Annotated in this window: 18 protein-coding genes and 1 pseudogene; 12 read left to right on the top strand and 7 right to left on the bottom strand. The window is 55.1% G+C overall.

Features of this window, described 5'->3' with window-relative positions; all coding sequences use genetic code 11:
• A pseudogene (locus tag NAV27_RS18725) lies at nucleotides 1-183 on the top strand (three-Cys-motif partner protein TcmP); the annotation flags it as partial.
• A gap of 90 nt (nucleotides 184-273) precedes the next feature.
• Here NAV27_RS18725 and NAV27_RS18720 read toward each other — a convergent pair.
• Nucleotides 274-954 (bottom strand): heavy metal response regulator transcription factor, encoded by a 681-nt coding sequence (locus NAV27_RS18720; RefSeq protein WP_102829512.1) that lies wholly within the window; start codon nucleotides 952-954, stop codon nucleotides 274-276.
• Nucleotides 955-1,378: 424 nt separating this feature from the next.
• On the opposite strand from NAV27_RS18720, the gene NAV27_RS18715 reads away from it, so the two are divergent.
• The 8 genes from NAV27_RS18715 to NAV27_RS18680 all read left to right on the top strand — a co-directional run bounded on the left by NAV27_RS18715 (nucleotide 1,379) and on the right by NAV27_RS18680 (nucleotide 9,397).
• Complete coding sequence (locus NAV27_RS18715) at nucleotides 1,379-1,588, top strand: co-regulatory protein PtrA N-terminal domain-containing protein (RefSeq protein WP_015275566.1); 210 nt, start codon at nucleotides 1,379-1,381, stop codon at nucleotides 1,586-1,588.
• Between the two features lie 317 nt (nucleotides 1,589-1,905).
• The gene (locus tag NAV27_RS18710; protein ID WP_102829511.1) at nucleotides 1,906-3,747 is read left to right on the top strand and encodes a copper resistance system multicopper oxidase; all 1,842 of its coding nucleotides are present in this window, start codon (nucleotides 1,906-1,908) and stop codon (nucleotides 3,745-3,747) included.
• 12 nt (nucleotides 3,748-3,759) lie between these two features.
• A complete protein-coding gene (locus NAV27_RS18705; protein WP_003292637.1) occupies nucleotides 3,760-4,062 on the top strand; it encodes a hypothetical protein in 303 nt (100 codons plus the stop codon).
• Nucleotides 4,052-5,050 (top strand): copper resistance protein B, encoded by a 999-nt coding sequence (locus NAV27_RS18700; protein WP_102829510.1) that lies wholly within the window; start codon nucleotides 4,052-4,054, stop codon nucleotides 5,048-5,050. The genes NAV27_RS18705 and NAV27_RS18700 overlap by 11 nt, the downstream gene beginning before the upstream one ends.
• 9 nt (nucleotides 5,051-5,059) lie before the next feature.
• On the top strand, nucleotides 5,060-5,875 hold the full coding sequence (locus tag NAV27_RS18695; protein ID WP_102829509.1) for a c-type cytochrome: 816 nt from the start codon (nucleotides 5,060-5,062) through the stop codon (nucleotides 5,873-5,875).
• A 469-nt stretch (nucleotides 5,876-6,344) separates the two neighbouring features.
• On the top strand, nucleotides 6,345-6,674 hold the full coding sequence (locus NAV27_RS18690) for a four-helix bundle copper-binding protein (RefSeq protein WP_017245518.1): 330 nt from the start codon (nucleotides 6,345-6,347) through the stop codon (nucleotides 6,672-6,674).
• A gap of 230 nt (nucleotides 6,675-6,904) precedes the next feature.
• Nucleotides 6,905-8,365 carry a vitamin K epoxide reductase family protein gene (locus tag NAV27_RS18685; protein WP_230697812.1) on the top strand — a complete coding sequence of 487 codons (1,461 nt, stop codon included), beginning with the start codon at nucleotides 6,905-6,907 and terminating at the stop codon, nucleotides 8,363-8,365.
• A gap of 33 nt (nucleotides 8,366-8,398) precedes the next feature.
• Nucleotides 8,399-9,397, top strand: a complete 999-nt coding sequence (locus NAV27_RS18680; protein WP_017245520.1) for an SDR family oxidoreductase — start codon at nucleotides 8,399-8,401, stop codon at nucleotides 9,395-9,397.
• 51 nt (nucleotides 9,398-9,448) lie between these two features.
• On the opposite strand, the gene NAV27_RS18675 is transcribed toward NAV27_RS18680, so the two are convergent.
• Entirely contained in the window at nucleotides 9,449-11,254 is a 1,806-nt protein-coding gene (locus NAV27_RS18675; protein WP_102829508.1) for a glycoside hydrolase family 15 protein, read from the bottom strand.
• Nucleotides 11,255-11,734: 480 nt separating this feature from the next.
• On the opposite strand from NAV27_RS18675, the gene NAV27_RS18670 reads away from it, so the two are divergent.
• The 3 genes from NAV27_RS18670 to flgB all read left to right on the top strand — a co-directional run bounded on the left by NAV27_RS18670 (nucleotide 11,735) and on the right by flgB (nucleotide 13,961).
• A complete protein-coding gene (locus tag NAV27_RS18670; protein ID WP_003298783.1) occupies nucleotides 11,735-12,769 on the top strand; it encodes an SDR family NAD(P)-dependent oxidoreductase in 1,035 nt (344 codons plus the stop codon).
• A 271-nt stretch (nucleotides 12,770-13,040) separates the two neighbouring features.
• Nucleotides 13,041-13,400, top strand: coding sequence for a co-regulatory protein PtrA N-terminal domain-containing protein (locus tag NAV27_RS18665; protein ID WP_003298785.1), 360 nt, complete (start codon nucleotides 13,041-13,043; stop codon nucleotides 13,398-13,400).
• Between the two features lie 147 nt (nucleotides 13,401-13,547).
• Nucleotides 13,548-13,961, top strand: coding sequence for a flagellar basal body rod protein FlgB (flgB, locus tag NAV27_RS18660; protein WP_046164420.1), 414 nt, complete (start codon nucleotides 13,548-13,550; stop codon nucleotides 13,959-13,961).
• Between the two features lie 62 nt (nucleotides 13,962-14,023).
• On the opposite strand, the gene NAV27_RS18655 is transcribed toward flgB, so the two are convergent.
• From NAV27_RS18655 to NAV27_RS18635, 5 genes are all read right to left on the bottom strand, one after another.
• On the bottom strand, nucleotides 14,024-15,592 hold the full coding sequence (locus NAV27_RS18655; protein WP_232249097.1) for a hypothetical protein: 1,569 nt from the start codon (nucleotides 15,590-15,592) through the stop codon (nucleotides 14,024-14,026).
• 204 nt (nucleotides 15,593-15,796) lie between these two features.
• Nucleotides 15,797-17,170, bottom strand: coding sequence for a heavy metal sensor histidine kinase (locus NAV27_RS18650; protein WP_003292645.1), 1,374 nt, complete (start codon nucleotides 17,168-17,170; stop codon nucleotides 15,797-15,799).
• Between the two features lie 90 nt (nucleotides 17,171-17,260).
• Nucleotides 17,261-17,491 (bottom strand): hypothetical protein, encoded by a 231-nt coding sequence (locus NAV27_RS18645; RefSeq protein ID WP_003292646.1) that lies wholly within the window; start codon nucleotides 17,489-17,491, stop codon nucleotides 17,261-17,263.
• 23 nt (nucleotides 17,492-17,514) lie between these two features.
• The gene (locus tag NAV27_RS18640) at nucleotides 17,515-17,772 is read right to left on the bottom strand and encodes a DUF2933 domain-containing protein (protein ID WP_003292647.1); all 258 of its coding nucleotides are present in this window, start codon (nucleotides 17,770-17,772) and stop codon (nucleotides 17,515-17,517) included.
• 32 nt (nucleotides 17,773-17,804) lie between these two features.
• On the bottom strand, nucleotides 17,805-18,122 hold the full coding sequence (locus NAV27_RS18635) for a co-regulatory protein PtrA N-terminal domain-containing protein (RefSeq protein WP_102829506.1): 318 nt from the start codon (nucleotides 18,120-18,122) through the stop codon (nucleotides 17,805-17,807).
• Nucleotides 18,123-18,213 lie beyond the last annotated feature (91 nt).

Raw genomic sequence — 18,213 nt, 5'->3', positions numbered from 1 at the left:
TTTCGCGTAAAGCAGGCGCTCGATATCGCTGTTGCGACCGGTGATTTGCTGGCGGTCGGTAAGGATGGCAAGACCAGGCGTCGCAAGGGCACTAGCATCAAATCCAGTGATATTCTGATAGCTCCCCCGCAGAGACCCATCTTCTTCGTGCCACAGCTGAAGAAATCCAGCTCGGAGAACTGAGGTTCGGCACCGCTCCTTGCTCGGTGGCTCGCCTTAACCGCATCGGTACCGGTAGCTTGGCCCATCGCGTGAAATGCCGAGCATTTCGCTCTAGGGGTCTGGCGCGTCGATCAAATAGCCCATCCCACGCGCGGTTTGTATGAGCTTAGGTTCGAACTCATCATCGATTTTTGCTCTCAGCCGTCGTACCGCCACCTCAATCACATTGGTATCGCTGTCGAAATTCATGTCCCATACTTGGGAGGCGATAAGTGACTTTGAGAGCACTTCCCCGCGACGCCGAAGTAATAGCTCAAGAAGTGCGAATTCCTTTGCAGTTAGGTCTATTCGTTTCCCCGATCGCGTAACTCGACGCCTGAGCAGATCGACCTCAAGGTCGAGGAGTTTGAGTATTGTTTGGTTGGGGACATTATTGCCGCGGCGAAGCAACGTACGGATCCTGGCTAGCAATTCGGAGAAGGCAAACGGCTTGATGAGATAATCATCAGCGCCCAACTCCAATCCCTTTACTCGATCCTGAACCCCGTCTCGGGCGGTGAGAAAGAGCACGGGAACCTCATTACCAGCAGCGCGGACTTTCTGTAAAACCTGCCACCCATCCAGGCCAGGCATCATCACGTCTAAGATGAGCAAGTCGTATGTGGTATGAAGCGCGTGCTGAGCAGCATCGGTCCCGTTTTCAACTCTATCGACTGTGAAGCCTGCCTCTGCAAGCCCCTGCTGTAGGTAGGTGCCTGTTTTCGGCTCGTCTTCAGCAACAAGAAGCTTCATGAAAGTATTCCCTCCGGCATTTGGAGCAGTGTGCCGATTGTCAGGGCGTGCAGCCAGTACCTTACAGAAACGTAATGCTCGCATCATCTGTCTGACAGCTTGTAGCGTTAACGTCTACATCAGCAGTTGCTCCCACACTCTGCTTTTTGGCCTTTTCCATGCTCCTTTGGCCTATCGGCGCCTAGATGGCGCCCTTTTTTTGCCCGCTGGAAACAAGACCTATTTGCCTGAACGAAAAGGCACCATGCACGCTACCTGCGCTTTCGCTTGGGCTCACTGCTTTTATGCATTACTGACGAAACCGTAATGTCTAAATCAGGGTTCTGACAGGAACGCTCGGTTAGCTTAGACACAGGACCAAGCCAAAGCCCCTATTTATGGAGCTGCGCTGGGTCTCCCATGTCTTCGAACGAGGTAACAAGTAATGAAATTCTTCAGATCCGTTTCTGTACTGCTCGCCATCGCAGCAAGCTCTTCCTATGCAATGGCAGAAGGTGGTGGTGATCGTACCTTTGCTCGTATGGAGCAGGCTCGCCAAATAGCGATCGCTAGTTATCAGGCTGACCAGAAGGACCAAGCCCAGGAGGTAGCCTCAAAAGCAACTTCAGCGAAGCACGCCCACGCTAATTGCTGAAGCGAAACCTTACGCAACTGTGACCATGCACCTTGAGTATCGTTGCAACCGGATCCTTGCACGGAAATCAAAAGCCATTGCGCAGCTTCCACCTGGAGATTGACATGCTCACAGGCGATTTTTTGGGCGATTTCTGAAGCGCTTTAAGCTTACAAAAATGTAATCCCGCGTCTTTCTTAGGCATGCCATATTTACGATTAAAGGCGAGTCGCTTGATAAGACAGACCGTGCGCGAGTTTCTAAGATCAATTAACGCTGGCAACACCAACCTTACGGCTGGTTTCGGCTTGGCTCCTTAGTTTGATTGGAACCTACACATGCAACGTAAAACCTCTAGGCGAACCTTTGTTAAAGGCTTGACTGCCGCAGGCATCCTTGGCGGTCTTGGCTTGTGGCGAGCTCCGGTCTGGGCAGTGACTAGCCCAGGCCAGCCCAGCGTACTAAGTGGCACGGAGTTCGATCTGCTGATTGGGGAGACGCCGGTCAATATCACCGGCGCGGCCCGGACAGCGATGACTATCAATGGGACCATCCCAGGGCCGCTTCTACGTTGGCGTGAAGGGGATACCGTCACGCTGCGAGTCAGAAATAAGTTGAGCGAAGATACATCGATTCACTGGCACGGCATGATCCTGCCGGCCAACATGGATGGCGTGCCTGGATTGAGCTTCCACGGCATCGCTCCCGATGGCATGTATGTCTACAAGTTTCAGGTTAAACAGAACGGTACCTATTGGTACCACAGTCATTCAGGCCTACAAGAGCAGCTTGGTGTCTATGGTCCCTTGGTCATCGATGCGAAGGATCCCGAACCGTTCAGCTATGACCGCGACTATGTGGTGATGTTGACTGATTGGTCCGATGAGGATCCCGCTCGAATCCTTTCTAAGCTCAAGAAGCAGTCCGATTATTACAACTTCCACAAGCGCACTGTCGGAGACTTCATTAACGATGTGAGCGAAGACGGCTGGGCCGCTACGATTGCGAATCGGAAAATGTGGGCTCAGATGAAAATGAGTCCCACCGACCTCGCCGACGTAAGCGGCTACACCTATACCTATCTAATGAACGGCCAAGCACCCGACGGGAACTGGACCGGCATCTTTAAGCCCGGCGAGAAGCTTCGTCTGCGGTTCATCAACGGCTCGGCCATGAGCTATTTCGATGTCCGCATTCCAGGGCTGAAGATGACTGTAGTCGCAGCCGATGGCCAATACGTCAACCCAGTTAGCGTCGACGAATTCCGCATTGCCGTGGCAGAAACCTACGATGTGATTGTCGAGCCTGCGACCGAGGAGGCTTACACGATCTTCGCCCAATCGATGGATCGCACAGGATACGCCCGTGGCACGCTAGCGGTTGCCGAAGGGCTGAGCGCTCCTGTTCCAGAAACCGATCCTCGACCACTAATCACCATGGACGACATGGGGATGGATCACGGCAGCATGGGCGGTATGGCGGGCATGGACCATGGCGGCGACATGGGCGCGATGGACCATAGCAACATGTCCGGCATGAACCACGGTGACATGCAAGGGATGGGCGACATGGGCGCAATGGCCGGCATGGATCACAGCAAAATGGGTGGGATGTCCGGGATGGACCACTCTGGAATGGCTGGGATGAGCGCAGGTATGCAATCGCACCCGCCCTCAGAGTCCAATAACCCACTGGTGGACATGCAGACCATGAGCCCAACTCATAGGCTGAACGATCCCGGTATTGGCTTACGAGACAACGGCCGCCGAGTCCTGACCTATAGCGACTTGAGAAGCACTTTCCCCGATCCGGACGGCCGTGAGCCCAGTCGGACGATCGAACTCCATCTCACCGGCCACATGGAGAAGTTCTCCTGGTCATTTGACGGTATAGAGTTCTCTGATTCGGAGCCCCTGCGGCTCAAATATGGCGAGCGGGTACGCATCACTTTGGTCAACGACACCATGATGACCCATCCGATTCATCTGCATGGTATGTGGAGCGATCTTGAAGATGAGAATGGAAGGTTCATGGTTCGCAAGCACACGATCGACATGCCTCCAGGTTCGAAGCGCAGCTACCGCGTGACAGCCGATGCGCTCGGGCGTTGGGCTTATCACTGTCACCTACTGCTTCACATGGAAATGGGCATGTTTCGTGAAGTCCGAGTGGACGAGTAAGAGGAACTTTATATGGGAAATTTTACGAAGCGTAAAACTCTTATTGGCAGCGCGTTAATGTTCAGTCTGCTGGGCGTAATGAATATGTCAGCTGCGTTTGCAGAGCAAAAGCATGATCAGCACAAGCAATCATCGGCTTCATCGCAGAATCCAGGCAACAAGCCGGCATCTCAGACACAAGGCACCTCTAACTCAAAAATGAACCACGACGACATGGATCATGGCTCGATGGACCATGGAGAAATGGAGCACGGCAAGATGGATCATGACCCCAAGGCCACTGATACTGAGGTGGATTCGCACCATGACCACTAGACCTTCTCGCTTTGCTCTGATTGCGCTCGGAGTTTCGTTGAGCGCAGCGGCTGGAGGGACAGCCAACGCTGCCGAGATGATGGATCATTCGATGCATCAAACCCCTCCTGCTGAGGCAGCTCAAGCCCCTGCATCTTCAGCGAAGCCCGCAGCTAAGAATCATGGCTCCGGTGGGCAAACGGACCATTCTGCGATGGGTCATGGTGCGATGGACCATAGCACGATGAACCATGGCCAAATGAAGCATGACGATACGCTCGAAATGCCCGGCATGGTTCATCCCTCGTTCATTCCAGTATTGACCGATGCGGATAGAGAAGCGGCTTTCCCTGGTCTTCAAGGTCATACAGTCCATGACAAGTATCTGGCCTGGTTCCTTCTGCTAGATCAACTTGAGTACCAGAACGCAAATGAAGGTAGCACCCTCAGTTGGGAAGCTACTGCCTGGGTTGGTGGCGATATCAATCGGTTCTGGTTTCGCTCGGAAGGTGAGCGAACGAATGGCGTTACTGGAGATGCGGAAATTCAGGCGCTCTACGGGCGTGCCATCAGCCCCTGGTGGGATGTGGTAGCAGGTGTTCGCCAGGACTTTAAGCCCGAGTCGCCGCAGACGTGGGCGGCTTTAGGCGTCCAGGGGATGGCTCTGTATAACTTTGAGGCGGAAGCCACCGCCTTCGTCGGTGAAGGTGGGCAGACAGCAGCACGTTTTGAAGGCGAGTACGACATTCTCCTCACTAACCGGCTGATCCTCCAACCGACTGCCGAGCTCAATTTCTATGGCAAGGACGATCCTGCGCGCGGAGTAGGCGCTGGTCTCGCAAACACAGAGGTGGGGCTCCGCCTCCGATACGAAATCGTTCGTGAGTTCGCACCGTACATCGGCGTCACGTGGAGCCGGGCATACGGTAATACCGCCGATATGGCGAGAGATGAAGGCGAAGACGTAGATGAGGCGCGGTTCGTTGCTGGCATCAGGCTTTGGTTTTAAGGACCCTAGATGAAAAGAATAATTATTAGCTTCGCTGCCTTCTGCGCACTAGGCCTGTTGGTGGTGGCCGGTGTTGTTTTCTCGGGACTAATAAACGTTGCCGCGGATGATCCTCATACGGGAGCCGTGCACGCTTTCTTGGAAACTGCTCGCAATCGCTCGATTGAGGTTCGCTCCGAAGACATAGTCGTGCCATCTCTCGACGATGAAGACCAAATCCGCGCCGGGGCGGGGAACTACGACTCGATGTGTGTGGGTTGTCACTTGGCGCCAGGCATGGCTGAGACCGAGCTAAGCAATGGCCTTTATCCCGCTCCACCCAGCCTGGCTGAAGCGGGGCTATACGGTGACCCAGCAAAAACATTTTGGGTCATCAAGCATGGCATCAAGGCCACTGGGATGCCTGCGTGGGGTAAAAGCATGGCTGATCCGTACATCTGGGGAATGGTGGCTTTTCTGCAGAAGCTTCCTGAGCTAGATGAAGGAGCGTATCGAGCACTCGTTGCGTCTAGCGGTGGTCACCAGCATGGTGGTGGGGAGACCCCAGCTGGGCATGGTGAGCAACACGGCGAGATGGCCTCGGGCGACCACCATCAGGGCGACAGTGGCGGCTCGGATCACCATGGCTCTAGCAGCTCAAGTGATGCAGCCGGCCAATCAAACTTTGGTCACCATGGTAATAATGAAAGCGATGACCATCATGCGTCAGAGGAGCCCCAGGCGGTTAAACACAGCAATGGCAATGGCGGTGACAACGCCGATGCGGAAGGCAAATCTCCTTCAAAAAACCATGTACACGCAGACGGGAAGCAACACGACCACTAACATCCGGTATGTCTGTACCTAAGCGGTTCTGACCAGGCTCTTAGAAAGACGCCTCGGCACAAGCAAAGGGGGTCAGTCTTAGGCCATCCTAATTCGACGCAACGGTACCGGAGGGCTTTTCACAACCATTAGGCCGCAGGTCTAGTGACTCTCATAGTTAAGGGCTTTCGCTCCGGCCGTTCCCCATTGGATGCTCCCAGTCGTGGCGACCGGGAGCTCCCCATACCCCACCGGTTATCTAGAACAGACTAGCGAAGCCGGCTAAGCCATCGGAAGTTTGGCTCATCGTCTCCAACTGTCACCGCATACATCATATTCGGTACCGTTGCGCACCTTACAGCATTGTAATGAAGTTGGTCGAAACGGGCTCGGTAGGAGCGTGTCGTAATTCAGTGCCTGCTAATACGCTTATGAGGTATTTGGCTAGTAGGCACCGACGACATACCACTATCGAACCCTGGAGAACGCAATGACAAACTCAATGTTCGCTTCCTGTATCCAAGCTTGTTCGAACTGTGCCCTAGTGTGCGAAACGTGCGCCTCTGCTTGCCTGCGTGAGGATGACGTAAAAATGATGGCTCGCTGCATCGAGTTGGACCGTGACTGCGCAGACATTTGTAGGTTGGCCGCCACACTGATGAGCCGTGAAAGTGAGTACGCCAAGGAGTTCTGTGCCCTTTGCGCCAAGATCTGCCGCGCATGCGGTGAGGAATGCGCGAAACATCAGATGGATCACTGCCAAGAGTGTGCCAAAGCGTGCATGAAGTGCGCTGAAGAATGCGAGCGCATGGCTGCGTAACAATCTCGACTTGCTGCTCTGGCAAAGCTCATATCTCGTTGCCAGAGCCGCTTCGCCGGATTGACCGTTATATCCCAGCATGTGCAGAAGCTCAGCCAGCTGACTTGCTAGCAGAAAAGCCTAGATATCCGCTGGCCTAGCTCACCCAAACCTGCGCGCGGTCGCAACACCGTAACGCTTTTTTCTCTTGCCGCAAAGTAACCGATACTACAGTGCTGGGGACTAGATCTATGGAGCATCAAGGAGAATATCTACGCCAAGGCGCCACGTCGTCCGATATGGGTATGGATGCGCATATGCAGATGATGGAGCGACGCCATCTCGCGACGCTGTGGTGCCACTTCGTCAATGTATTGCTCGGCTTTTGGGTGCTGAGTGCGCCCTTCATCTTCGGCTACATGAACGTAGCGCCGGGTGACCTTGATCTGCCACGCCTGGCAGCCGAACGTAATTTGCCTGAAGTCGCCACCCGCGCGTTGCTGATGACCTGGAACGACGTCATCAGCGGCGCGTTGATCGTGTTGTTCGCCATCCTCTCGCTCAAACGGATTAGCTGGGCGCAATGGGCCAACACGGTCATGGGATTGTGGTTGATGTTCGCGCCGCTGCTGTTCTGGACTCCATCCCCGGCGAGCTACGGCAATGCCTTGCTGGTCGGTGGGCTGGTGATCGCCTTCTCTACTCTGGTGCCGATGATGCCCGGCATGAGCATGCAGGGCATGATGCAAAAGGCTGCAGTGCCGCCGGGCTGGGATTACAACCCTTCGACTTGGCTGCAACGCCTGCCAATAGCCATCCTCGCCGTGATCGGCATTCTGCTCGCGCGTTATCTGGCCGCTTATCAGCTTGGCCATACCTCGAACGCCTGGGATCCCTTTTTCGGCACCGAACCTAACGGCACCGAGACCATCATTACCTCGGACATGTCGCGCGCCTGGCCGGTATCCGATGCAGGGATCGGTGTGATGGCCTATATGATCGAGCTGCTCATGGCGGTTATGGGCGATGCCCGGCGCTGGCGCACCATGCCGTGGATGGTCGCAGCGTTCGGCGTGGTGGTCGTGCCCCTTGGCGCGGTGAGTATCTTCTTCATCATCGCCCAGCCGATTTTCATCGACACCTGGTGCACGCTGTGCCTGGTTCAGGCCTTGGCCATGCTGGTGATGATGCCTTACGCACTGGATGAGCTGGTCGCCATGGGGCAGTTTCTGAAAGACGCGCGACGTCGCGGCAAGCCGTTCTGGAAGACCTTTTTCATGGGCGATGCAATGGAAGGCGCCCGCGAGGACAACACGCCGGAGTTCGACGGCAGCCTCTCCTCAATGACCCTCAAAGGCCTTCGCGGAGTAAACCTGCCCTGGGGGCTCGCGCTGCTGTGCATTCTAGGCGTCTGGCTGATGTCGACCCGGTTGATCTTCGGTACCGACGGCGCGATGGCCAACAGTGATCACCTGATGGGCTCGCTGCTGATCACCGTCTCGGTGCTGGCCTTTGCAGAAGTAGCTCGCCCGCTGCGGTTTCTGAATCTTCCCATCGGCGCCTGGTTGATCGCCGCGCCCTCGTTCCTAGACGGGGCAGGATTCGCCGCCACGATCGGCAGCCTGATCGCTGGTCTGCTGGTAATAGTGCTGAGCCTTCCGAAGGGGGTGATTAACCACCGTTATGCCGGCTGGAACGCGCTGTTGCGCTAAGCCAATGCAATCCAACCAGCACAGGAGTCGAACATGACCGACCGCGCAAAAACCGCCGTGATTTGTGGCGGGACCGCAGGCATAGGAAGAGCGACAGCTCATGCGTTCGCGCAAGCTGGCTTTCGCATCGCAGTGATCGCCCGCGGCGAAGAGGGGTTAGCCGATACCCGTGCTGAACTGGAGGAAAAGGGCACCATGACGCTGGCGATTTCAGCGGATGTGGCCGACGCCGAGGCGGTCGATAAGGCAGCCGAGCGTATCGAGGCGGAGCTGGGTCCGATCGAGATATGGGTCAACGCCGCGATGGCTACGGTGTTCGGCCCGGTCAACAAAACCAGCGCGGCGGAATACAAGCGGGTGACCGAGGTGACCTATCTCGGTTTCGTTCACGGCACGCTGGCAGCGCTGCGCTATATGGAGTCGCGCAACCGAGGCACCATCGTCCAGGTGGGCTCGGCCCTCTCCTATCGCGCGATTCCCTTGCAATCGGCCTACTGCGCCGCCAAGTTCGCCATCCGCGGGTTTACCGACTCGCTGCGCTGCGAGCTGATCCATACCAACAGCCGCGTACGGCTGACCATGGTGCAGCTGCCGGCACACAACACGCCGCAGTTCGACTGGTCGCGCAACAAGATGCAAAAGCGTCCGCAGCCAGTCCCTCCTATCCATACGCCAGAGGTCGCCGCGCGCGCCATCCTCCGTGCAGCGACCGACGCACCCCGCGAACTTTGGCTGGGGCGCGCCTCGTTCCAGGCCATCATTGGCAATATGTTCATGCCCGGCCTGCTTGATCGGATGATGGCCAAGCAGGCCTGGAACGGGCAGATGACCGACGAACCGGCTAGCGATGAACAGCCGGACAACTTGTTCCAGCCGGTAGTTGGGCTGCATCGCCTCGAAGGGCGCTTCGGCGACCAGACAAAAGGAAAGGCACTGGGCCTAAGCTCCGAAACCGTGGGCAAGCTGGCTGCGGGTGCCTTGGCGTTGGTAATGGTGTTTGGCGTAGCGGTAGTTGTTGCTATTGCCAGCTAGCCGGGTCGCATCAATTGGATCAGGCAAAAGCGCCCGTTGAACGCGGGCACGTTAATCAAAAGAACCGAGGCTCAGTGCGGCATTGATCAAACCCACATGAGAAAAGGCCTGCGGTATGTTGCCTAGATGCTGGCCGCTTCGGGTGTCGAACTCCTCAGCGAACAGGCCGTGCTCACCCTTGCGTTGCAGCAGCTGTTCGAAAAATTCCTTTGCCTCTCGAGGCCGGCCGGTTTGCACTAATGCCTCGACGAGCCAAAAGCTGCATATGAAGAAGGCGCCTTCTCGGCCCTGTAGCCCATCCGAAATTTCAGCAGGGTAGCGCCGTAGCGCGACGCCGCCTTCGTCCAGTTGTTTACGGATCGCATCGACCGTATTGATGAAACGCTCGTCGCTGCCTTCGATGAAACCAACACGTGCTAACAGCAGAAGGCTGGCGTCAAGCCTATCGTCATCGAAGGCCCGGATGAAATGGCTGCCGTCGGCGCTGACACCACGGCGCAGGACTAACTGACGTAGAGCCTCGGCCTGATTGACCCAACTTTCCTCATCTCCGTCTAGGTCATGGCGGCGCTTCAGCCATAGCGCACGCTGTAGACCGGCCCAGGCCATGACCTTGGAGTGCACATAGTGGCGCGGCGCGCTGCGCATCTCCCAAATGCTTTGGTCAGGCTCCTGCCAGTGCGCTGCAATGAAATCAGCAGCGGCGCGCATATGAGGCCAGTGCGCCCGCATCGCATCGTCGCCCATGCTATCGCAGATGCTCACGCACTCCAGCAACTCGCCATAAACATCCAGCTGAAACTGGCCATCAGCAGCGTTACCCACACGCACCGGCCGCGAGCCGCGATAGCCATCAACCCCTTCGATATTACGTTCTGGCGGTGGCGCAGCTCCGTTTACATCGTATAGCACGGCCAGCGGCGTCCCATGCTGCTCAATGGTTCGCTGCATCCACTGGGCCCAACAATGTGCCTCATCCCGACAACCGAGGCCGAAAAGAGCACCAAGTGTCAGCCCCGCATCTCGAAACCAGGTGTAGCGGTAATCCCAGTTCCGCTCCCCGCCCAGGTGTTCAGGTAGGGAAGTGGTTCCGGCGGCAACGACCGCTCCGCTGGGTGCGTAAATCAATAACTTAAGGCTAATCGCGCTGCGTACCACGGCGCCTCTATATGCTGCGGGGCACTCCAGCGCTGCGCACCAGTCGCGCCACGCAATCAGGGTCGCCTCAATCCGCGCGGGTACAGATTCAATCGACACAGGAACGGGTGGGGCATCTTGCTCTAAGGAAACGCTTAGAGAAACTCCCGCACGCCCTCCTGCATCTACTGAGATCGCTCCCTTCCAGCCTTCGCCGTCCGGATACAGTGCGCAGTCCGCTTGAAGCAACAGCTGTTGACCCATATAAGAATAGGTTAACCCTTCGGCTGAAATGCTTGCCTCACCGGCTACGCTTCCGAAATCTGGACGCGGCTCAAACTGCAGAGTGAACTCACAGCGGCCAGCTAAGCCGTCTACCTGCCAAAGCAAGCGTTGCTGATCGTCCGATCCAGGCCACTCCATACAAAGCGTGACACGGGCGGACCCGGACGCGCTGTGCACTTCGAACTCTAATACTGCAGAATCGTCCAGATAATGCGTTTTGACGTCACCCGGTGTCGACAGCTGTAGCCGCCCGCCACGTTGACTGTCGAGCAGCGGCCAAATCATCGGTGTGGCATCGAAGCGCTGGGGACAGAACCATTCCACGTTGCCATCTGGGCCCACCAATGCCATGGAGCGACCATCACCGATGGCCGCCAGCGAAGCGATCGTTGGATATTCTGCCTTTCCAGCTGCCAGTTGCTGATTAATTCTCATAGTTCTCTTCGTGTCGGTGCGCTTACAGACGGTTCAAAGGCCAGTCTGGACTGCTGCTTCAAAGCGGCAGGCTCGCGTTGAGGTAATAAATGCATTGAAGTTGGCATGAAGAGTAACCCGACGTACGCCGGCTTATTTTTAACCATAACGATGTCACTTTTCGAAGCGCAAGCCGCGCGAAAATACAAGAAACAGATTATTAGTCGACTGCACGATTAATCAGTAGTTTCAATTGCGATTGTGAATTGTCAGACTCGATAGATCGAATAGCAAAATCTTTTCCAAGCATGCATTCGTATAGCTCAATAATTCAGTTCTATGCTTACAGAAATGTAATCAAGTTTCCGCGCCATAACTAGATTGATGATCTAGCCTGAAAAGTTCTATTCGCCTGTCCTGCGGCGGCGCTGGCACAAGGCAGTCGTACAACACTGGAGTTACGGACCATTCGGCCGTATGACTTTGCCAGGAGAACCAATAATGGTTTTGCGAATCTTCTCATCGCAGAGATTGGCTTTGCTGCTGCTTCTGCTTACCGCCCTGCAACTCAGTGGCTGCGCCGTTTCCCCACGCCTGAAACCAAGCGACCAGCCAAGCGTAGCTGGCAAAACCTTCGTCATCACTGGTGCCTCCAGTGGCTTCGGTCGCGGCGTGGCGCTCAGGCTTGCCGCTTTGCAAGGCGACGTGGTGCTGGCGGCCCGCCGAACCGCGGTGCTCGAAGAACTGGCTACGCAGATACGCGAGGCAGGAGGGTCGGCACTCGTAGTGACCACCGATGTGAGCAAACCAGCCGACATACAAGGCCTGGCCCAAGCCGCCATCGAACGCTTCGGCAGTATCGACGTGTGGATCAACAACGCAGCGGTCGGAGCACTGGGGCGCTTCGAAGACGTCCCCGTCGAGGACCATGCGCGGGTTGTGGACGTCAATCTCAAGGGCGTGATCTACGGAAGCCACGCGGCCATGCGCCAGTTCAGAACTCAGGGCTTCGGCACGCTGGTCAACGTCGGCTCGGTCGAGAGCGAGATACCGCTGGCTTACCATGCCTCCTACGCAGCGACCAAAGGTGGAGTGATGAATCTCGGGGCAGCAATCGCCGAGGAGATTCGCCTGAGCGGCAGCGAGACTATTAGTGTCGCCACTGTTATGCCCTGGGCTGTGGACACACCGTTCTGGGAACACGCGGCCAACTACACCGGCGGCACGCCACGCATGGCCGCAATGGACGGCCCTGAGCAGGTGGTTGAAGCCATCGCCTGGGTCTCGGTCAACCCGCGCAAACGTCTGCCGGTAGGCTGGAAAGCCCGGGGCGCAGTGATCTCGCATTCGCTGTTCCCCTCTCTCACCGAGCGAATCGCGGCGAACATCGCGCACCGCTGGCAGATCGAAAAAGCTCCGCCAGCACCGCCAACAACGGGTTCGCTTTACAAGCCAATGCACTCTGGCACTGGTGTGGAAGGCGGCGTGCGTGAACGTATGGAGCGGGAAGAGACTGCACGAGAGCAATCGAAATAACGCCGGCTATTACCGGTTGATCGAGCTGGCTTGGGATGAAATACCCGTGCTGGTGATTTCTGGTAATGAGCTACCAGTTTATGCGGGTGAGCGGCCGCTCGGTCAAAAAACCGATAACTTACAAAAATGTAATCACTAGCTCAGCTTCATGACAGGGTAGATTAACTAATCTGCAGAAGTAGATGGTCCAAGACACGGCATAAAATGGTTCTAGTCCATTGAAACAGGCTCAGTAGCAACGGCCGCAGCTTTCACTACGGAGGTCACCTCTATGAAATCGTTGATACCTTTTTACCTTGTCGGATCGCTGATGCTGTCTCCCATGGCTTTGGCTGAAGGAGGAAGCGACCGCACTCTCGAGCGCCTTCAGCAACTGCGCGATAAAGCTGAAGCAGTTTTGGTTCAAGCAGAGAAAGCGCCAGTCTGCGAGCGCCAAGTGCATATGAAAGAACATATGGGAATGCTCGAAGAAATGATGAGCCAGCTCCATAAAGATCATCCAGGACCAAACGTCTCTACCGAGGAGCATTTGGCTTGGATGGAGAAGCACGACAAATTGGTAGACGACGTACTGGAACAAATGATTCGCGAGCATAAGCTGATGACGGCTGATAGGGAGTGTCATCAGTAATAATTCTCTACTCTTCCAGGATTACGATTACAACGCTCTCTGGCTCTGCACCGCCCGACCAGGTGCCAGGTCGGGCGTAAATCCTATGGGGCTGATCGACGTAATTCTGATCAGCACTGGTTTTCTCCCAACTTGATAGGATCGTTGATGAGGATTAGTTTCGAAAAGGCTGTAGGCGGGCCAGAAAAAACGCTCCTCTACACTGCCAAAAGAGCAGAGGTGCTGAGCAACAATATAGCCAATGCTGATACACCCAATTTCAAAGCCAGGGATTTGAATTTTGCCTCGGTGCTTGCCGCTCAAAACAAGCAGGCAATTAACACTGAGTTTTCACTGGCCAAAACTAACCAGAGTCATATAAATACTGGTGGCTTGGAGGTTACTCTTAGCGATGCGGCCCTACTCTACAGGGTTCCCAATCAACCGTCGCTTGATCAGAACACAGTCGACGTTCAGGTTGAACAAGCAAAATATGCGGAAAATTCGATTCGTTTCCAGGCTGCATTTACTCGGCTGAACGGCGCATTCAAGGGTTTAATGATGGCCCTGAAAGGTGAGTGAAAAAGCAATCTTCCTTTGGCTCTGCGCCCGTAAGGAACCTCTGGGCTGTGCGAGACAGGCTCTCACTCGCTTTTAAACAACAGTCTCTCAATTCGATCGTGTTCTTCCCGTGTCGGTAGAGCGGTTAAATCTACATTGTCATCACTATCCGACTCGTCGTTTTTCGGCGAACCACGTTCAGGGTGGTAACCGCCATCTGCGTCGAACGCTACCCACCCGTACCACTCTCGGATGACCTTAGACGGTTGGCCGTCTTCCATTGCCACATACCAGTCCGCCAATCGAAAACGCTTACCGGCAAGCTTCGAAGTAGCCCTTTCGGCTCGAACCAACGCGAGATAGAGCGGGTGCGGCAGCTTTTCTATGGCTCCGGTTTCGTCGAGCAAGAAAGTGAACGAGGCGTGCGATAGTTGCTTTGTGGAACCGGCCAGCTCCTCTTCCTCGCCTAAGGTAAACACAGGAGCAAAGCCGCCCCCCTCCGTTCGAAAGTTGGTCGTTTGGCCTTGGTAGACCCTGGCAGCGTTCCACTGCACCTCGCCAGCATAAGCGTACGCGCGCAGGTCAAACTTCATTGGTCGTACCTGAGGGTCGGCGACGGTTCTACGCTCGCCAGGAGCTATAAGGGACTGGGCCAAGTAGTTTCCGCCAATGATTTCTTCCCAAACCCGCTTGGTGAGCTTGTCTCCTCGGTACGCACCGCGACTACCAAACCCGCTGACAGGCTTGAAAAAGAGGCTACGGCGGTTTTGCCAGAGGTGCTCCGCATTGCGATGCTCGACAGGAACCGTAAGCGGGACGTACTGGGCCAATACGGCTCGGACTTGCTGATCGACGCCAATCTCTTCCAAAAAACGTGCGTTGGTTAGGTCAACCAACCGGCGTTTGTCGGCATAAAGGGCATAGGCCTGAGGATGTGGCGTTACCGTCACGACATCAGCCAAATAAGCGCTGCGCAGCGCGCTGCAATTGTCGCCTTCCAGATAGAAATCGGTGAGTCGGTTGTAGACGAGATCCACAGGCTTCCCGTCGACCAAGAGGCACTCGTTGTGAAAGGCCAGATCGGCTGGGTCCGCGATTAGGCAGTCGATTCCTGCTGACTCGAATAACCGCTGAAAAAGAAGGAACTCCGGATACAGGTATTGGGCTTGTGGGCTTTCATCCAAGATCACCACGCGCGTGAGCGGACGTGGCTCGCCGCTCGTAGACCATTCCTGGGCGAACATATCCAGAATCGAACGCTCGAAGCCGCCGGGTCCTTCCTGACCTGGCGAAAGCCCGACTACGCCGCTGCAACAACTACGCTGCGCGCGGGCGAGCAATACGTTTAGCATCGCTCCGCCCGCATTTGTGTTTATTTCGATGAGCCCAAGCTTGTCATCATCCAGATGGAAGTCGTAGCCAAAGAAGACGCCGCGCGCGCCCCGAGGATCGTGTCGGGCAATAGGAGGTGCAGAATCCAGAGCATGCTCACGCCAACCGGGCGAGCTCACGGTCTGCTCGATGGCCTGAATAACCTCATTAACCTGGCGCAGCCGCAAGGATGAAACAAAGACCGGTCGTGCTGCAAACACATGAGGGCAACGTGACTTCAATAGCTCCGACAGCTCTGAATTCCCAAGCTGTTCGGTCAATGAGTTTACGAGCGCAGCTTGATCTAGGCTTACGCAGAAGCACGCTTCGTTGAGCGCTGCGGCTGTCGTACCGCATTTTCTCGATGAGGACGCTTGCACGGGAACCTCCAGAACCAAACATACAGCTTCGAAAGTCTCGGCCTCTTTCGGTTCAGCCTGGCGTTTCTATGAGCGTAGGTCAGGGTCGTTGCTGGCACTCTGCCATTAACTAGACATAAGCTTTGGAAGCGTCATTGTGAAAGTCGTATGCCCCTCAGCTGATTCGCAAGCGATGCGCCCTTTGTGCGCTTCGACTATCGAACGAGTGATAGCCATGCCGAGGCCCGCATTCATGGTGGTTCCTTCGCGCCTTGCGGTGTCGACCCTATAGAATCGATCAAACACTCGGGCCTGAAGCTCGGCTGGAATCGTTGTGCCTCGGTTGGATATGGCTGTGCAAACCGAGCCACCACTCTCGCTTATTTCAACGCTGATGGTGCTGCCTTCCTCTGCATATCGAACTGCGTTAGAGACTATGTTTGAGACGGCCCGTCTCAGCATCGATTTATCGCCATGTACCGATCCATCGCCTGAAAGCGCGATTTCTACCTTTTTGTCCTCGGCTGCAAGCTCGTAATATTCGATAACGCTCGCGGTAATCTCAGCCATGCTGGCATCTTCGGCATTGGGCGTAATCTTCCCGTTGTCCGCCTTGGCGAGGAATAGCATGTCATCGACCATCTTTGACATGCGCCTAAGTTCTTCGAGGGCGGAATACAAAATGTCTTTGTAGTCGGTATTCTCGCGGTCGCGCAAGAGCGCGACCTCCATTTGGGTAAGCATGCTGTTCAGCGGCGTTCTTAGCTCATGCGCGATATCCGCTGAGAAACCTGACAATCTGAGAAAAGAGTCGTCCAAGCGCGAAAGCATTTCGTTGAAGTTGTCTACGAGTTCATGCAGCTCGCCTGGCACCGACTCGGTTGGAATTCTGGTATCTAAGCAGTGGGCGGTTACCGTAGAAGAAGTCTTGGACAGTTCGTCTATTGGTTTTAAGCCTTTCCTGATCAGAACAACACCTAACGCGCCACTCAGAAGTGCACTAACGACAAGCGTATAAGCAAACCACTGCTGAATCATATCGAAGAAGTGGATTCGGTGCGTTACATCCAAAGCCAAATAGATAACAGTGTCCTGCCCTTCTACCCACCGATTTACTTTTCTGGTAATTCCGCTGTACTGGTGGCCACCGAAACTTACCGTCCAGCGTTCCTCTTGGATGTCTGTGACAAGAGGTAGCAAGCTCTCAGACAGATTGTGATGGGAGTAAACCGTCTTACCGTCTACTACAACCGCAGTCGCGAAGCCAAAGGAGTGCTCAATAACGGCATCGATCCTTGAAGCGGTCTCAGGCCCGAATGCTGAGCTGTTGAGTAGCGTACGCTCTACTGCAGCGGCCTTTTCATTAAGCACTTGTGCATCTTTGCGTTCGAAATGGAGCTGACAAAAATAATTAAAGCTGATTGCGGCCGCCAGCAGCACAACCGTAACCACGAGCATGAAAGCTATCGCCATTCTGCTCGTCAGTGACACTTTTCCCATCAGTACGGTCCTGGTTAGGCCATCAAGCACAAAAAAGCAGGTGGGGCACCCCCCACCTGCTTCGATCATTGTTACTCACACCCTCATATCCTATGCTGCGTCTGGATTTTCGCCATTTTGCGAGTGGTCGGCTTTGGCGGCCCCCATCATCTCACGACACTCTTTCATCATTCCACGCATGTCACCCATCATTTCCATATGCTTGTCGCCGCTCATCATGCCGGTTTCTGAATGGCTTTGGTCCGCTTTATCTGCCGCTGCGAAACTCAGTCCGCTCGCCAAGGTGATTGCGATTGCTGTAACGGTGATGGCCTTTCGCATGTTAAATCTCCAAGTTCAGTGGGTTATTCGCTTTTGCTTAACAAGGTGTTTTCGCCAACGTTGGGCTCCTTGGGCTTGTCGCACTTACCGCTAGACATATGCTTCATGCATACGACCATCATCAACAAGCAGGGCAAGAGAAAGAGCAGGCTTGGCAGCGTTGTTGCCAACGCCGCAGTGCTTTGGTTCAGTAGCATGTAGCCAACCACAGCTGCGGTTAACCCCGTTACGACCGGATTGCGCTGCAGTACGCTTTTAATCTTGGATATTATGCTGCTCATCTAACTATCCCTCGGATATTAAGCTTGGCAGATTAGCCATTGTTCACGCCAACTGGGGTGCTCAGGAACTCTACCGTATGGATCTTCCCGTCGGGGGTCTTGACCTTCATCTCATACGTCTGGACTTGGGCACTAGTTCTATAGTTTTGAATCATTCGAGTCGTGCCGGTCGCCCCTGCAGGTGCGATGCTCAGCACTTGACCCTCTTTGACAAGCTCCTTAAGGGTGGGCTTTGCTCCTACCGAGTCATTTAAGCGATTCAGCGTACGTTCGCTTCCGCCTTCGGCCATTGCAAGCGAGGAAGCAACGGTCAGAATAAAAGGAACGATTACTTTGGTTATGCGGTTCATGGTTTGCACCTCTTGGTTAGTTGATGCCTGTAGATTAAAGGCTTGCTACTTACAAGAAGCTGTTGCCAAGGTTACAAAGCGGTAATCGCTT

It is taken from the genome of Stutzerimonas degradans, assembly GCF_024448505.1.
GTDB lineage: Bacteria > Pseudomonadota > Gammaproteobacteria > Pseudomonadales > Pseudomonadaceae > Stutzerimonas > Stutzerimonas degradans.
Note: the sequence above shows the minus strand (reverse complement) of the source record. Positions and strands in the feature narration are given on the sequence as shown.

What these genes read in the sequence shown, in the direction of transcription:
- NAV27_RS18720 (WP_102829512.1), bottom strand. Translation starts at nt 954, where the DNA reads ATGAAGCTTCTTGTTGCTGAAGACGAGCCGAAAACAGGCACCTACCTA.
- NAV27_RS18715 (WP_015275566.1), top strand. Translation starts at nt 1,379, where the DNA reads ATGAAATTCTTCAGATCCGTTTCTGTACTGCTCGCCATCGCAGCAAGC.
- NAV27_RS18710 (WP_102829511.1), top strand. Translation starts at nt 1,906, where the DNA reads ATGCAACGTAAAACCTCTAGGCGAACCTTTGTTAAAGGCTTGACTGCC.
- NAV27_RS18705 (WP_003292637.1), top strand. Translation starts at nt 3,760, where the DNA reads ATGGGAAATTTTACGAAGCGTAAAACTCTTATTGGCAGCGCGTTAATG.
- NAV27_RS18700 (WP_102829510.1), top strand. Translation starts at nt 4,052, where the DNA reads ATGACCACTAGACCTTCTCGCTTTGCTCTGATTGCGCTCGGAGTTTCG.
- NAV27_RS18695 (WP_102829509.1), top strand. Translation starts at nt 5,060, where the DNA reads ATGAAAAGAATAATTATTAGCTTCGCTGCCTTCTGCGCACTAGGCCTG.
- NAV27_RS18690 (WP_017245518.1), top strand. Translation starts at nt 6,345, where the DNA reads ATGACAAACTCAATGTTCGCTTCCTGTATCCAAGCTTGTTCGAACTGT.
- NAV27_RS18685 (WP_230697812.1), top strand. Translation starts at nt 6,905, where the DNA reads ATGGAGCATCAAGGAGAATATCTACGCCAAGGCGCCACGTCGTCCGAT.
- NAV27_RS18680 (WP_017245520.1), top strand. Translation starts at nt 8,399, where the DNA reads ATGACCGACCGCGCAAAAACCGCCGTGATTTGTGGCGGGACCGCAGGC.
- NAV27_RS18675 (WP_102829508.1), bottom strand. Translation starts at nt 11,254, where the DNA reads ATGAGAATTAATCAGCAACTGGCAGCTGGAAAGGCAGAATATCCAACG.
- NAV27_RS18670 (WP_003298783.1), top strand. Translation starts at nt 11,735, where the DNA reads ATGGTTTTGCGAATCTTCTCATCGCAGAGATTGGCTTTGCTGCTGCTT.
- NAV27_RS18665 (WP_003298785.1), top strand. Translation starts at nt 13,041, where the DNA reads ATGAAATCGTTGATACCTTTTTACCTTGTCGGATCGCTGATGCTGTCT.
- flgB (WP_046164420.1), top strand. Translation starts at nt 13,548, where the DNA reads ATGAGGATTAGTTTCGAAAAGGCTGTAGGCGGGCCAGAAAAAACGCTC.
- NAV27_RS18650 (WP_003292645.1), bottom strand. Translation starts at nt 17,170, where the DNA reads ATGGGAAAAGTGTCACTGACGAGCAGAATGGCGATAGCTTTCATGCTC.
- NAV27_RS18645 (WP_003292646.1), bottom strand. Translation starts at nt 17,491, where the DNA reads ATGCGAAAGGCCATCACCGTTACAGCAATCGCAATCACCTTGGCGAGC.
- NAV27_RS18640 (WP_003292647.1), bottom strand. Translation starts at nt 17,772, where the DNA reads ATGAGCAGCATAATATCCAAGATTAAAAGCGTACTGCAGCGCAATCCG.
- NAV27_RS18635 (WP_102829506.1), bottom strand. Translation starts at nt 18,122, where the DNA reads ATGAACCGCATAACCAAAGTAATCGTTCCTTTTATTCTGACCGTTGCT.